We start from the raw sequence: 14,425 nt of genomic DNA on the forward strand, positions 1-14,425 counted from the left end.
CTTACCCTCCTCTGCCCTGCCGGGCATCTCCCCCTCAAGGGGGGAGATCGGCAGGAGGCGCTACCTCAACTTCACTCTTAAGCGCTGAGATGGGCGAGACCGCGCCACAGATCGATCTCCCCCCTTGAGGGGGAGATGCCCGGCAGGGCAGAGGGGGGTGAGCCTCGAATGCGGAGCCTACCGCTTCAACTCCCACGTCGTCGTCCGTTCCCCGGTCTCCTTGTCCTTCCCATCCTTCAGCTGAATACCCTTCTCGGAAAGCTCGTCACGCAAACGATCCGCTTCCGCAAAGTTCTTCGCCTTCAACATTTCCAGACGCAATTCCACCAGCGCATCGACGGCCGAAACGATGGCCTCGTCCATTTCCGCCTTCTTCGGCAGGACACCCAGCAGGGCAGCACTGGCCGCAAAGGCAGGCAGCCTGGATGGATCGGTGTTGGCAGCATGCGCCAGCGCATGCAGCGCCTGCACGGCGGCAACCGTGTTGAGATCGTCGGCAAGCGCTTCGAGCACGGTTTCATCCGGTGCAGCATTGGAGGCTTCCGCTGCTGGCCATTTGGCGAGCAGGCGTTCGGCCTCTTCCAGACGCTTCACCGAAAAATCGATCGGCTCGCGATAATGCGTCATCAGCATGGCAAGGCGCAGAACCTCGCCGGGCCATTTCCGGCCGCCGAATTTCTCCGTGTGCAGCAATTCGTAGATCGTCACGAAGTTGCCCTCGGACTTCGACATCTTGCGGCCTTCCACCTGCACGAAGCCGTTATGCATCCACACATTGGCCATGACATGCGTGCCGTTGGCGCAGCGCGATTGGGCGATTTCGTTCTCATGGTGCGGGAAGATGAGGTCGAGCCCGCCGCCATGAATATCGAAGACCTCGCCGAGGTAGCGACCGGCCATGGCCGAGCATTCGATATGCCAGCCCGGACGGCCACGGCCCCAGGGGCTTTCCCAGCCGGGCTCATTATCCGAGGACAGCTTCCACAGCACGAAATCGCCGGGGGTTTTCTTGTGGGCTTCCACCGCCACGCGCGCGCCGGCTTGCTGCTCGTCCAGCGGCCGCTTGGAAAGCTGGCCATAATCCGCCATCGAGCGGGTATCGAACAGCACCTCTCCGCCAGCCGTATAGGCATGGCCGCGGGCGATCAGCTTCTCGATGAGGTCGATCATTTCCGCGATGTAGTCGGTGGCGCGCGGTTCGACGGTCGGCGGAAGGCAGCCGAGCGTGGCCACATCCTCATGGAACTGGTCGGCGGTCTTTTTCGTCACCGCATGGATGGCGTCGTTCAGCGGCAGATGCGGATAATCCCTCAGCGCCCGCGCATTAATCTTGTCATCGAGATCGGTGATGTTGCGGGCATAGGTCACATGGTCTTCGCCAAAGACGTGGCGCAGCAGCCGGTAGAGAACATCGAAAACGATGACCGGGCGCGCATTGCCTATATGAGCAAAATCATAAACCGTCGGGCCGCAGACATACATGCGCACATTGTCAGCGTCGATCGGTGCAAATTCCGCTTTTTCGCGTGTGAGTGTATTGTGAAATTTCAGGCGCAAGGACATGCGGCAGTTCCCTAAAGGCAGAATATTATCCTGGCCGGAACGTTTATCTTTCTTGACCTTGCGGGAGACGAAAACGATCTGGCCGGTGGCGAACCAGCAAAAAAAATCTCAGCAGCAGGTGCAGATCATCGTTCTCATATCTTGCTTTATGGCGCGGCGGTGCGGCCCGGTCAAGAGCAACCGTGGTGGCCAAACCGCCGCCCCGAGCGGAAAATATTCACTCTGGCTGACGGTAATCCACGAATTTTCCTTCGCGCACGAGGAAGAGTTTACCGGTTTCTTTGAGATCGGGCGAAGCAAGCGGAAGAATGGCTGCGGCCACCTCAGATGGATGCGGCACGGTGGCCGGGTCTTCGCCGGGCATGGCCTGCGCGCGCATCGCCGTGCGTGTCGCACCGGGATTGATGCTGTTGACGCGAAGGGCGCTCTTCTGCGTTTCCGCCGCCCAGGTGCGGGCCAGCGCTTCGACTGCCGCCTTGGAGGTGGAATAGACGCCCCAGAAGGGGCGACAGCTATGGGCGGCGCCCGAGGACAGGATCAGCGCGCGGCCGGCGTCTGACTTCAGAAGCAGCGGTTCGACCGAGCGGATCAGTCGCCATGTGGCAGTGACGTTGATGTTCATGACCCTTTCGAAGACTTTCGCCTCGATATGGCCAACCGGCGAGATGACGCCGAGAACGCCGGCATTGGCGACGAGAATATCGAGCTTGCCCCAGCGCTCGAAGATATTCGCGCCCAGCGCATCGATGGCTTTCATGTCGGAGAGATCGAAGGGAACCAGCGTCGCCGTGCCGCCGACGGCCTTTATGGCGTCGTCCAGCTCCTCAAGGCCGCCCACGGTGCGGGCGCAGGCGATGACATGCGCGCCGGCCTTGGCCAGCTCCAGCGCCGTGAAATAGCCGATGCCGCGCGATGCGCCGGTAACGAGAGCGATGCGGCCCTTGAGATCGATAGTCCCCTTCAGATCGGTAGTCATTGTCTCCCCCGGAATTGATTGCGCTTCCTTCTACGAAGCGCCGCTGGCTTTCCGCAAGCGATCATATCGTCGCATGCGAGGGCCTGAACAAAAGGCAAGAAAAAAGCGGCCACCGGAAGCCGGATGGCCGCTTTGTGTGAGGCGTATCAGCCGTTGCTGGCCAGCATGGAAATCTTGCTGCCCATCGCCTCGCCATTCTGGTCGAGAAGGCGGGTCGGGTAATCGCCGGTGAAATAATGGTCCGTGAACTGCGGACGGGCGGGGTTGCGGTTTTCGCCGCCAACGGCGCGGTAAAGTCCGTCGATGGACAGGAAGGCCAGCGAATCGGCGCCGATATATTTCGCCATCGCCTCGACATCGGCATATTGGTTGGCGAGCAGCTTGTCTGCGTCCGGCGTGTCGATGCCGTAGAAGTCCGGATGGAAGATCATCGGGCTCGCAACGCGGATATGCACTTCCTTGGCGCCCGCCTCGCGGATCATCTGCACGATCTTCACCGAGGTCGTGCCGCGCACGATGGAATCATCCACCAGCACCACGCGCTTGCCCTCGATCATCGCCCGGTTGGCGGAATGCTTGAGCTTGACGCCGAAAGCGCGGATCTGCTGCGTCGGCTCGATGAAGGTACGGCCGACATAATGGTTGCGGATGATGCCGTATTCGAAAGGAATACCGCTTTCCTGCGCAAAACCGAGTGCTGCCGGCGTGCCGCCATCGGGAACCGGAACCACCACATCGGCTTCCAGCGGCGCTTCCTTGGCCAGGTTCATGCCCATGTTCTTGCGCGTCGTATAGACGTTGCGGCCGCCGACGACGGAATCGGGGCGGGCGAAATAGACATATTCGAACAGGCAGAGACGCTCCGGTTGCGGCTTCGAAGGCTTGCGCGCATCGATGGTGATCGAACCGTCAGGCTGGATTTCGCAGATGATGACTTCGCCGTTCTCCACGTCACGAACGAACTTCGCACCGATGATATCGAGAGCGCAGGTTTCCGAGCAGAAGATCGGCTTGCCATCCAGCTCGCCCATGACCAGCGGGCGGATGCCGATCGGGTCACGCGCGGCAATAAGCTTGGTGCGCGTCATCGCCAGCATCGAATAACCGCCTTCCATCTGGCGGATGGCGTCGATGAAACGATCGGCGGTGGAGGAGTGGCGCGAGCGGGCGATGAGGTGAAGGACGACTTCGGTATCCGACGTCGACTGACAGATGGCGCCGGTGGCGATGATCTGGCGGCGAAGCGTCAGGCCGTTGGTGAAATTGCCGTTATGGGCAATGGAAATGCCGCCTTCTTCCAGTTCGGCAAACAGCGGCTGCACGTTGCGCATCGCAACTTCGCCCGTCGTCGAATAACGGGTGTGGCCAATGGCGATGGAGCCGGGCAGGCGGGCAAGGGTTGCGGGATCGGTATAATGATCGCCAACGAGGCCCATATGGCGTTCCTGATGGAAGCGCTTGCCATCGAAGGAGACAATGCCCGCTGCTTCCTGGCCGCGATGCTGAAGCGCATGCAGCCCGAGAGCGGTCAGCGCCGAGGCGTCGGCATGGCCCAGAATGCCGAACACGCCGCATTCTTCATGCAGCGTGTCGCCGTCAATCTCTTCCTTGAAAGTGGCCCCCGGGAACGGGGAATGCGAAAGCGGCTCAATCATCCGGCTTGCCCTTGCTCTCTACCGAGAAAAAAAGAAAGACCTCTCCGGTGAGTATTTCCCCCGGTCGGTCCGTCTGTGTCGTGCTTGATATTTAGCACAAATAGCGCGCCTTGCATGCATTGCAAGGCGCGACACTGTGTCAATTATTCGTTGCCGGCGGATTTGTTGCCGGCACATCTTCCGCAGGCGCCTGCGTGGCTGCCGGCTCCTGTGGTTTTCCGAGGATGCGGGCGCGGATCTGCGGTTCGATATCGTCAGGCAGAACCGCCTCCAGCTTGCCCACCAGCCCGTCGAGAAAGGGCTTGGACTTCGCCTGTGTCACCCATTCCGGCTGCGTCTTCACATCCACCAGCCAGTTCCAGAAGGCGACTGCGACGACAAGCAGCAGAATGCCGCGCGCCGCGCCGAACAGGAAACCGAGCGTGCGATCCAAAGCGCCGATGCGGCTGTCGATGATGAAATCGGCAATGCGCGAGGTGATGAAGGAAATCACGATCAGCGAGACGAGGAAGACCACGCCCGCCGAACCGGCAATGGCGATCTTGTCGTCATCGGTATAGTTGCGCGCATAGGGCAGCAGGACCGGATAGAGATAATAGGCAGCGGCGACCGAACCGCCCCAGCTCGCAATCGACAGAATCTCGCGTGAAAAACCGCGCACCATTGCAAGAAGGGCGGAGAAAAGAACAACGGCGATGACGATGCCGTCGAAAATTGTAATGGGCATATACCAACTCCGGAGGTGCGACGCCTTGTCAGACGCTGCCTTGCCAATTTTGCGATCCTCTTACACCACTGTTTCCCTTGGCGAAAGGATCAATATTCGTCGTCCTCAACCTGTTTGAACCGGTTGCCGGAGCCGGCGATGCGGGCCACGAGGTCCGGAAGGCTTTCGATTTCCGTCCAGCGTCCCTTGCCGCCTTTCGGCAATTCAGCCGAAGCAGAAGGCAGAAGTGCGGCGGAAAAGCCAAGTTTTTCAGCTTCTTTCAATCGCTGGCCCGTATGCGAGACCGGCCGAACCGCACCCGACAGGCTGATTTCGCCGAAATAAACACAATCGGCGGGCAGGGCAAGACCGGCAAGCGATGAAACCAGCGCCGAGGCAATCGCCATATCGGCGGCCGGTTCGGAAATGCGGTAGCCGCCGGCGACATTCAGATAGACATCATGCTGGCCGAGCTTCACTCCGCAATGGGCCTCCAGCACGGCGAGAATCATCGCGAGGCGGGAACTGTCCCAGCCGACCACGGCGCGGCGCGGCGTACCCAGCGAAGTGGCAGCGACCAGCGCCTGCACTTCGACAAGCACGGGCCGCGTGCCCTCGATGCCGGCAAAAACCGCGGCACCCGGCGACTTTTCGTTGCGCTCGCCGAGAAACAGTTCGGAGGGGTTGGAGACTTCCCGAAGGCCGCGATCCGACATTTCGAAAACACCGATTTCATCGGTCGGCCCGAAGCGATTCTTGACGGTGCGCAGAATGCGATGGTGATGTCCGCGGTCGCCTTCGAAATAAAGCACGGCATCGACCATGTGCTCGACCACGCGCGGACCGGCAATCTGGCCTTCCTTGGTGACATGGCCGACGAGCACCATGGTCGCGCCGGTCTGCTTGGCGAAACGGATCATCGCCTGCACGCCGGTACGCACCTGCGTCACCGTGCCGGGGGCGGAATCGGCCGTATCGCTCCAAAGCGTCTGGATGGAATCGATGATGACAAGATCGGGCCGCTTGCCTTCGGAAATCGTCGCCAGAATATCCTCGACATTTGTTTCCGCCGCCAGCAGCACATCGGTTTCCGCAGCCCCGAGACGCTGCGCGCGCAGACGCACCTGTGCCACCGCCTCTTCGCCCGAGACATAGATGATGCGGTGTCCGCGCCGCGAAAGAGCCGCTGCGGCCTGCATGAGGAGCGTCGATTTGCCGATACCCGGATCGCCGCCGATCAGAACCGCCGAACCGCGCACGAAACCGCCGCCGGTCGCCCGGTCGAGTTCGCTGATGCCGGTCGGAATGCGCGGCGCTTCCTCGATCTCGCCGGAAAGCGAGGTGAGGGTGACAGGCCGACCCTTCTTGGGTGTCTTGCCTGGCCCGGAGCCGATGCCACCCATCGGATCCTCTTCGACGATGGTGTTCCACTCGCCGCAGCCTTCGCATTTTCCCGCCCAGCGGGTGTGAACCGTGCCGCAGTTCTGGCACACGAATTGGGTCTTGGCTTTGGCCATCTTGTGTCAGTTTTCTTCTTCTACGTCTTCAGTGCCAATGTGTTGATGGCCGTGGACGATGCGCAATATGCGCAATTCGTTTTCTTTTACACGAAAATAGATGCAGCGGTTTTTGTGATTTACGGCACGAAGACCGCTGCTGATCCAGTCACGGGAAACTCCGGTTAGACCCAGCCGGGCTGTATCCCGGATTTTCCGCTCAATGGCCGATACGAGTTGTTTGCCGGCGACCGGATTTTTGTCCTCCAGAAATTTATAGAGATGGATAAGATCACGAATGGCACGCGATGACAGGGAATAAGTGCGGGCCTTTGTCACTTTTCGTTTCTGGCGCGTTCGATGATGTAGGCGGTCAGATCATCATCCGTCGAAAAGGTCACGTAGTCACCCCGTTCGAACTCTGCGTCAGCTTCGTGAATCATCTTCCGGAGCTCCGCGAGTCGTCCCTCGTCACTGCTCAACAATTGCAGGCTCGCATGAATAACCGCGTCCGCATCGCTGTAGATGCCCGCCGCCACCTGCTCCTCGATGAACTTCTCGTCCTGCTCGCTCAAATGGATTTCGGGCATTTCGATCTCCTTTTGTTCTCTTCTAGCACAGGTGGCGGCAGCTTTCCAAGGGCTAAAGGCGCTGCTCAGTCGTCGGCCATCAGATATTGCCGTTCGTAACGCAGGCCAAGCCCCGTCAGCATCTCGTAACCGATGGTGCCGGCCGCCCGTGCGGTCTCGTCGACGGGCACGTTGGGGCCGAAAAGCTCGATATAGTCGCCGGCACGGATGGCATTGGGCGGAACATCCGTCACGTCGAAAATGGTGAGGTCCATGGTCACGCGGCCGGCGACCGGCACCCTGTGGCCGTTGACGACGCCATAGGCGCCGCCATGGCCCATTTCGCGCAGCGGAATGCCGGAACCGGAAAGCGAACGCTGATATCCATCCGCATAACCGACGGAAGCGATGGCAAGGCGGCTTGCGCGCTTCAGCAGAAAGGTGCCGCCATAACTCACGGTCTGGCCTTCGCCCGCTTCGCGAATCTGAATGATCCGCGCTTCGGCTGTGGCGACGGGACGCATCGGGTTCGCCATGCCGTCGACCGCTTCGCCGCCATAAAGGGCGATGCCGGGGCGGGTAAGGTCGAAATGATAGTCCGAGCCGAGAAAAATCCCGGCGGAAGCCGAGAGACTTGATTCGATGCCTTCGAAAGCGGCGCTAACCTTTCGGAATGATTCGAGCTGGACCCTGTTCATTGGCGAAGACGGGGTGTCGGCGCAGGCGAGATGCGACAGCACCAGAACCGGGTCGAAACTCGCCGGCCGCGTCACGTCGTCAGCCAGAAACAGCGCGTCATCGAGCGGCAGACCGAGGCGGTTGAAGCCGCTATCCACATGCAGCGCGCAGGGGTGATCGCCCCGCTCGGCAACCGTCGCCATCCAGAAGGAGAGCTGTTCTTCGGAGGCGAGAACCGGCACGAGATCATTGTCGAAGACCTGACGCTCCTGGCCCTGCCAGATGCCGGAAAGCACGAAGATGCGCGCTTCCGGAGCATAGGAACGCAGGGTCGCGCCCTCTGCCACCGTCGCCACGAAGAAATCGCGCGCGCCGGCGTGGTAAAGCGTCGCTCCGCAATCCTCGATACCGAGACCGTAGGCATCGGCCTTGACCACCGCCGCCGTCCGCGCCCCCCCGGAACGCTTCTTCATGTCCAGCCAATTATCGGCGAGCGCGCCGAGATCGACGGTCAGCCTCAGCGGTGCGTGCTCGAAAATGTCGGTTTCGTTTTCGGGAAAGCTGTCTTCGAAGTCGTCTGTCATGCCATGCGTCCGGTTGATCTTGAACCGGTTTGGACCCTAGCACTTTTGTTCAAGACGGTAAGGATGGAATGTTTTAAACTCACGCTATGCACAATGTTTCGCAGGAACAGGCCATAGATGTCATGCCGATTGCGACGACGGAAACCACCCGTTTCTGGCGCGACAGGCGTTTTGGCGGCATGGAGTGCCTGAGCGCGACTTTTCTGACCCATGAATATTCGCCGCATGCGCATGATACCTTCTCTATCGGCGCAATCGAAAGCGGTTCGCAGATTTCCACCATTCAGGGCACCACCGAACAGACGGGGCCGGGGCATCTTTATCTCATCAATCCGGACGAGGTTCACGATGGCGCACCGGGCGGCGGCGGTTATCGTTATCGGATGATCTATCCCGATATCGTCTTGCTGCGCGATATTATCGAGGATGTGACGGGCAGGGCCTTTCATGGCACGCCCTCCTTTCCGAGATTTTTGCCCCGCGATCCGCAGATGGCGGCGGCTTTCCAGATGGCGCACCGGCGGCTGGAGGAGAAATCCGGCGCTCTGGAGGCGGATGAGGGCATGTTCTCGGTTCTCGCCGCCCTGTTCGGCAGGCACGGCAGCGCCATTATCCTGCCCGTCGAAACACGCGAGAAAACGGCGGTTTATACCGCCCGCGACTATCTTTCCGACAATTACGAGACCGATATCGGCCTAGAGGAACTGGCCTCCATCGCCGGTCTCAGCCGTGCGCACCTCATTCGCGCTTTCAGGAAAGAGTTTCACATTACCCCCCATGCCTATCTGACGGATGTGCGCATCCGCAGGGCGCGCCGGCTTCTGCGCGCCGGCGAGATGCCGGCCGAGGTGGCGGCGATGTGCGGTTTTGCCGACCAGGCGCATTTCACCCGACATTTCAAGGCCCGCACCGGTGTCACACCGGGGCAGTTTCGGGTAGCCTGAGTTCAAACCCCGCATTTCCGTTCGGAAATGCGACAAAAAAAGCGACGCTTCAGCAGAAAACCGCCTGACATCACTTTCGTTCAAGACCGAACAATGTTGCAAGCGTAATCCCTCTCTTTCGAAAGGGAGAATGCGATGTCGATATCGGGAAAAGGCGCGGAATTCAGTGCGGGATTGCAGGCCGCCGCGCCATTGCTGGTTGCCATGGTGCCGATTGGCGTGGTCTTCGGTGCGGTCGCCATCGGCAAGGGCCTGTCGCCGCTCGAAGCCTCGCTGATGTCGCTGCTGGTCTTTGCCGGCGGTTCGCAATTCGTGGCGATGGATCTATGGACGCATCCGGCAAGCTGGAGCGCACTCGGCTTTGCGGCGCTGCTGGTCAATCTGCGCCATGTGCTGATGAGCGCCTCCATAGCCGGCAAGCTGGATGATTTCAGGGGCTGGCGCAAATATGCCGCCATGCTGGTGCTGACGGATGAATCCTGGGCATTGTCGGAATTCCGTGTCATTGCCGGCCGGTTGACGGCGGGTTTCTTCACTGGTGCAGCGCTCTCCATCTATCTCGTCTGGAACCTCGCAACCCTTGCCGGCGCGCTGCTCGGTGCGGTGGTGGGGGACATGTCGGTCATCGGTCTGGATTTCGCCTTTCCCGCCGTCTTCATCGTGCTGCTCATGGGGTTCTGGAAGGGCAGGGAAACCGGCTTCGTGCTTCTGGCAAGCGCCGCTGCCGCCTGTCTCACCCACGCGCTGGTTCCCGGCGCCTGGTATATCGCCGCCGGCGCGCTGGCGGGTCTGGCCGTCGCCGCCTTCGGCCACGAGGAACAGGCGGAGCAGCCGGCATGACACTCGATCCGAATACGCTGCTGACAATCCTTGCCATGATGGCGGCAACCGTCGCGACGCGCCTTGGCGGCCTGTTGCTGGTCACTCATTTTACACTGACACCACGCCTGAAAAAGGCGCTCGGCGTGGTGCCGCCCGCCGTCCTGATGGCCGTGGTGACACCGACGGCGCTCGCCAGTGGGCCGGCGGAAACCATCGCCTGCGCAATCACCGCCATCGCGGCGCTGCGCCTCAGCCTTCTGCCGGCCGCAACGCTCGGTGTTGCCGCCGTGGCGCTGCTGCGCGGAATCGGATTGTAAAAAAATCCTGCCAAAGTCCTGAAAAGATTCCGGACTCTGCGTTCGAAATGCAACGGGCGCAGCGAGGGCAAAAATACATCACCCTCGCTGTGCTCCAGATCAATGTTCTTCGTACTGGCTGAAGCTCGGATCGGCCAGATCCGTAAAGCGGGTGAATTCGGACTGGAAGGCAAGCTTCACCGTGCCGGTCGGTCCGTGACGCTGCTTGGCGATGATGACGTCGGCCGTGCCTTTCACCTTGTCGAACAGCGCTTCCCATTCGGCATATTTGGGATCGGAAATATCGCGCGGCTCCATGTTCTTGACGTAATATTCCTCGCGGAACACGAAAAGCACCACGTCGGCGTCCTGCTCGATGGAGCCGGATTCACGCAGGTCGGAAAGCTGCGGGCGTTTGTCTTCGCGGCTTTCCACCGCACGGGAGAGCTGCGACAGCGCGATGATCGGAACGTTGAGTTCCTTTCCGAGCGCTTTCAGACCCGTGGTGATCTGGGTGATTTCCTGCACGCGGTTTTCGCCGCTCTTGCCGGAGCCGGTCATCAGCTGAACGTAGTCGACCACCAGAACATCGAGGCCGCGCTGGCGCTTCAGGCGGCGGGCGCGGGCGGAAAGCTGGGCAATCGAGATGCCACCGGTCTGGTCGATATAAAGCGGCACCTTCTGCATCATCTGGGAGCAGGCGACAAGCTTTTCGAAGTCAGCCTCGGTAATGTCACCGCGGCGGATTTTCGAGGAGGAGACTTCGGTCTGCTCGGAAATGATACGGGTGGCGAGCTGTTCGGACGACATTTCGAGCGAGTAGAAGCCGACGACGCCGCCGTTCTTCGCCTTGTACGACCCGTCCGGCTGCACTTCCTGCTCATAGGATGCGGCGATATTGTAGGCGATGTTGGTCGCAAGCGAGGTCTTGCCCATACCCGGACGACCGGCAAGCACGATAAGGTCGGAACGCTGCAACCCGCCCATGCGGGCGTCGAGCGAATGAATACCGGTGGAAATGCCGGAGAGATTGCCGTCGCGTTCGAAGGCGGCGCCCGCCATGTCGATCGCCAGCGCCACGGCGTCGTTGAAGGACTGGAAACCGCCATCGTAACGGCCGGTTTCCGCCAGTTCGAACAGGCGGCGTTCGGTGTCTTCGATCTGCGCCTGCGGCGGCATGTCGAGCGGCGCATCATAGGCGATATTGACGACATCCTCGCCGATCTGGATCAGCGCGCGGCGCAGCGCCAGATCGTAGATCGCACGACCGTAATCTTCCGCGTTGATGATGGAGACGGCTTCCGCCGCAAGGCGCGCGAGGTACTGCGCCACCGTCAGATCGCCGATCTTGTCGTCGGCGGGCAGGAAGGTCTTGATCGTCACCGGATTGGCGGTCTTGCCCATGCGGATGATATCGCCCGCCACCTCGAAAATCTTGCGGTGCAGCGGTTCGTAAAGGTGCACGGGCTTCAGAAAGTCCGACACGCGGTAATAGGCGTCGTTATTGACGAGGATGGCGCCGAGCAGCGCCTGTTCGGCCTCGATGTTGTTCGGCGCTTCGCGGTAATGCGGTTCCGCCGGTTGCGCGGGGGTGATCTTTCTCACAGCGTCGTTCATGGTTTGCGCGATCTCCCTTTGCCTTTGTCCTTGAACCTCGGGTTTGGCTTTCTGGGGCATGGCAGTCAATGATAATGTTGCAACACTCTATGGCAGGCTGACGTCCGCTCTGCGAAGCTCGATCACTTCTTCAGTTGTCCCCAGCAATCCACAGGCGGGTTGGGGACAAGGCGCCGGATCCTTCCGGCAAGGTGATTCGCTGCCATGAGTTTATCGCATGGCAGACCCGGCGTGAAAGAAACTTGAAAATCGTCAGTCTTACGAATAAATAGGCAGAAAATAAGTAGTGTGCTAATTATAAGGCTTGCTGACATGTCCCGCGAGACCGACAAGGAACAGCTTCTGGATGAAGTCTCCGCTTTTACCCGCAAACTGCGCGCGTTTTTCGATGCGCGGGTGGGGGAGAGCGGGCTGACGCTTGCACGGGCGCGAGCGCTTTTTGCACTCTCGCGTCGTGGACCGCTGACGCAGACCGAGCTTGCCGAGGAAATGGAAATCGAAACGCCGACGCTGGTGCGGGTGCTCGATGGCATGGAGAAACAGAACCTCATCGAACGCCGTTCCGATGAGAACGACCGCCGCGCTAAACGCATCCACATGACGGCGGAAGGGGAGAAAACCTCCGAGACGGTGCAGGCGATGGCGAAGTCGCTGCGCTCCGAGATTGCCGCCGATATTTCTTCGCAGGAACTGGCCATGGCGCTCGATGTCATGCGCCGGCTTTCGGCCAATCTGCAACATCTGGCGGCGGGGAGGGCGCAATCGTGAGTACCCCGGTGCCACAAACCGCAGATGAGGCCGCTGCCCGAAATGCTGAGGCGGTCTCCAAACCCGCCGACCTTCCGGAAGAGGCTGTGACGCCGATGAGTGCTTCGGGCGCGGCTGAAACAGTGACAGAGCCTGCCGCCGCCGCACCTCAGCCGGCCGAGCGGCCGCTATGGCTGCGGCTGTGTTTCATCTTCGCGGGCCTGTCGTTCTTCATTACCCAGGGTCTGGGCATGAACCTCGTCATGGCCAATATCTACCAGTTGCAGGGCGAGTTTTCCGCCACCGTGGCCGAGGTCGCCTGGCTCTCCGCCGCCTATATGGCGCCCTATGCCACCTTTTCCATCGCGCTGTTCAAGGTCCGGGCGCAATATGGCCTGCGGCCTTTCGCCGAAGTTTCGATTATCGTGTTTGTCGTCGCTTCCTGTCTCAACCTGTTCGTGACAGACCTGCATTCGGCAATCGTTATCCGTTTTGTCAGTGGCATGGCCGCCGCACCGATCTCGTCGCTCGGCTTTCTCTATATTCTGGAGGCCTTTCCGCCTGCGCGGAAATTCTCGCTCGGTTTCAGCATAGCGCTGACCGGCACGTTGCTGTCGGCGCCGCTCGCGCGCATCGTCTCGCCATCCCTCTTGGAAATCGACGGCTGGAATGCGCTCTATTCCATGGAAGTGGGATTCGCGCTGATCGCTTTCGCCATGATCTATGTGCTGAAAGTCACGCCGCCGCCGCGCGCGAAAGTTATCGAGCGCATGGATATTCTGAGCTATCTTCTGTTTGCAGGTGGTCTCGGCTGTCTGGCGGTCATGCTCACGCTCGGCCGGTTCTACTGGTGGTTCGAAACCTGGTGGCTGGGCGTCCTTCTGGCAACGTCGATCACACTTCTGACCCTCATGGCTTTCATCGAATTGCCGCGCAAGAACCCGCTGCTCGACCTGCGCTGGATTTTCTCGAAAACCAACCTGCACATTATTGCGGTCCTGCTCGTCTACCGCGCGGTTTCCTCCGAGCAATCGTCAACGGCGGTCAGCTTTTACCAGCAGCTCGGCCTGTTGAACGAACAGACGACGACACTTTACGCACTTGTGCTGTTGGCGACCGTTCTCGGCGGTGCGGCCTGTGCGTGGCTGATGCTCACGAAATACGTCGATACCGCCCACGTGATTGCGCTGGCGCTGATCGCCGCCGGTTCGTTCATGGATAGCCAGTCCAACAATCTGACGAGGCCGGGTGAGATGTATCTCAGCCAGATGATGATTGCCTTTGGCGCGGCCATGTTCATGCCGCCCGTCATGGCAAAGGGTTTTGCCGCCGCACTGGCCCGGGGTGCGCCCTATCTGGTGAATTTCATCACCATCTTCCTGTTTACCCAGATCACCGGATCGATGCTGATGACCGGCCTGCTCGGCAGTTTCGTGACGCTGCGGGAGAAATTCCACTCCAATATTCTGGTGGAAAATATCCTGCTCACCAATCCGATGGTCGCCCAGCGCGTCTCGCAGCTTTCCGGCGCTTACAGCCATGTCATCACCGATCCGGCATTGCTGAAGGCCGAGGGGCTGTCGCTGCTTGGCCAGCAGGTCAGCAAGGAGGCCTATGTGCTTGCCTATAATGATACGTTCCTGCTGACTCCGTCGTCTCTGCGCTGGCGCTGGCCGCGCTTTTGATCCACCTTGCATGGCTGCGCATCCGTCCTTTCCTTTTCCGGGAAGAAATCGATGCCGCACCGGCACCACAGTCTTGAACATTCCAAG

13 protein-coding genes and 1 pseudogene are annotated in these 14,425 nt (G+C 60.3%); 5 read left to right on the forward strand and 9 right to left on the reverse strand.

The window, feature by feature from the left end:
• Positions 1 to 177: 177 nt before the first annotated feature.
• The 8 genes from cysS to alr all read right to left on the reverse strand — a co-directional run bounded on the left by cysS (position 178) and on the right by alr (position 8,227).
• Positions 178 to 1,563 (reverse strand): cysteine--tRNA ligase, encoded by a 1,386-nt coding sequence (gene cysS, locus AGR7B_RS05170; protein ID WP_065654102.1) that lies wholly within the window; start codon positions 1,561 to 1,563, stop codon positions 178 to 180.
• Between the two features lie 217 nt (positions 1,564 to 1,780).
• Positions 1,781 to 2,539, reverse strand: a complete 759-nt coding sequence (locus AGR7B_RS05175; RefSeq protein ID WP_080856190.1) for an SDR family NAD(P)-dependent oxidoreductase — start codon at positions 2,537 to 2,539, stop codon at positions 1,781 to 1,783.
• Between the two features lie 146 nt (positions 2,540 to 2,685).
• Complete coding sequence (gene purF, locus AGR7B_RS05180) at positions 2,686 to 4,194, reverse strand: amidophosphoribosyltransferase (RefSeq protein WP_003520704.1); 1,509 nt, start codon at positions 4,192 to 4,194, stop codon at positions 2,686 to 2,688.
• A gap of 139 nt (positions 4,195 to 4,333) precedes the next feature.
• Positions 4,334 to 4,921 (reverse strand): CvpA family protein, encoded by a 588-nt coding sequence (locus tag AGR7B_RS05185; RefSeq protein ID WP_035261832.1) that lies wholly within the window; start codon positions 4,919 to 4,921, stop codon positions 4,334 to 4,336.
• A gap of 89 nt (positions 4,922 to 5,010) precedes the next feature.
• Positions 5,011 to 6,417, reverse strand: coding sequence for a DNA repair protein RadA (gene radA, locus AGR7B_RS05190; RefSeq protein WP_003520708.1), 1,407 nt, complete (start codon positions 6,415 to 6,417; stop codon positions 5,011 to 5,013).
• A gap of 6 nt (positions 6,418 to 6,423) precedes the next feature.
• Positions 6,424 to 6,735 (reverse strand): type II toxin-antitoxin system RelE/ParE family toxin, encoded by a 312-nt coding sequence (locus tag AGR7B_RS05195; protein WP_080856191.1) that lies wholly within the window; start codon positions 6,733 to 6,735, stop codon positions 6,424 to 6,426.
• A complete protein-coding gene (locus tag AGR7B_RS05200; RefSeq protein ID WP_003520710.1) occupies positions 6,732 to 6,986 on the reverse strand; it encodes a type II toxin-antitoxin system ParD family antitoxin in 255 nt (84 codons plus the stop codon). The genes AGR7B_RS05195 and AGR7B_RS05200 overlap by 4 nt, the downstream gene beginning before the upstream one ends.
• A 65-nt stretch (positions 6,987 to 7,051) precedes the next feature.
• Complete coding sequence (gene alr, locus AGR7B_RS05205; RefSeq protein ID WP_080856192.1) at positions 7,052 to 8,227, reverse strand: alanine racemase; 1,176 nt, start codon at positions 8,225 to 8,227, stop codon at positions 7,052 to 7,054.
• Positions 8,228 to 8,313: 86 nt separating this feature from the next.
• Here alr and AGR7B_RS05210 point away from each other — a divergent pair, with 86 nt between their 5' ends.
• The 3 genes from AGR7B_RS05210 (at position 8,314) to AGR7B_RS05220 (ending at position 10,310) form a co-directional block, all read left to right on the forward strand.
• The gene (locus AGR7B_RS05210; RefSeq protein ID WP_065654096.1) at positions 8,314 to 9,171 is read left to right on the forward strand and encodes an AraC family transcriptional regulator; all 858 of its coding nucleotides are present in this window, start codon (positions 8,314 to 8,316) and stop codon (positions 9,169 to 9,171) included.
• Between the two features lie 135 nt (positions 9,172 to 9,306).
• On the forward strand, positions 9,307 to 10,011 hold the full coding sequence (locus tag AGR7B_RS05215; protein ID WP_080856193.1) for an AzlC family ABC transporter permease: 705 nt from the start codon (positions 9,307 to 9,309) through the stop codon (positions 10,009 to 10,011).
• Positions 10,008 to 10,310 carry an AzlD family protein gene (locus AGR7B_RS05220; protein WP_003520714.1) on the forward strand — a complete coding sequence of 101 codons (303 nt, stop codon included), beginning with the start codon at positions 10,008 to 10,010 and terminating at the stop codon, positions 10,308 to 10,310. Before AGR7B_RS05215 ends, AGR7B_RS05220 begins: the two co-directional genes overlap by 4 nt.
• Positions 10,311 to 10,409: 99 nt before the next feature.
• On the opposite strand, the gene AGR7B_RS05225 is transcribed toward AGR7B_RS05220, so the two are convergent.
• Complete coding sequence (locus AGR7B_RS05225; protein WP_003520716.1) at positions 10,410 to 11,906, reverse strand: replicative DNA helicase; 1,497 nt, start codon at positions 11,904 to 11,906, stop codon at positions 10,410 to 10,412.
• A 312-nt stretch (positions 11,907 to 12,218) separates the two neighbouring features.
• Here AGR7B_RS05225 and AGR7B_RS05230 point away from each other — a divergent pair, with 312 nt between their 5' ends.
• Together AGR7B_RS05230 and AGR7B_RS05235 are read left to right on the forward strand one after the other, a co-directional pair.
• Entirely contained in the window at positions 12,219 to 12,674 is a 456-nt protein-coding gene (locus AGR7B_RS05230; protein ID WP_065654093.1) for a MarR family winged helix-turn-helix transcriptional regulator, read from the forward strand.
• Positions 12,671 to 14,415 (forward strand): annotated as a pseudogene (locus AGR7B_RS05235) (MFS transporter). Before AGR7B_RS05230 ends, AGR7B_RS05235 begins: the two are co-directional and overlap by 4 nt.
• The last annotated feature ends 10 nt before the right edge of the window (positions 14,416 to 14,425 follow it).

Source organism: Agrobacterium deltaense RV3 (assembly GCF_900013505.1).
GTDB classification, from domain to species: domain Bacteria; phylum Pseudomonadota; class Alphaproteobacteria; order Rhizobiales; family Rhizobiaceae; genus Agrobacterium; species Agrobacterium leguminum.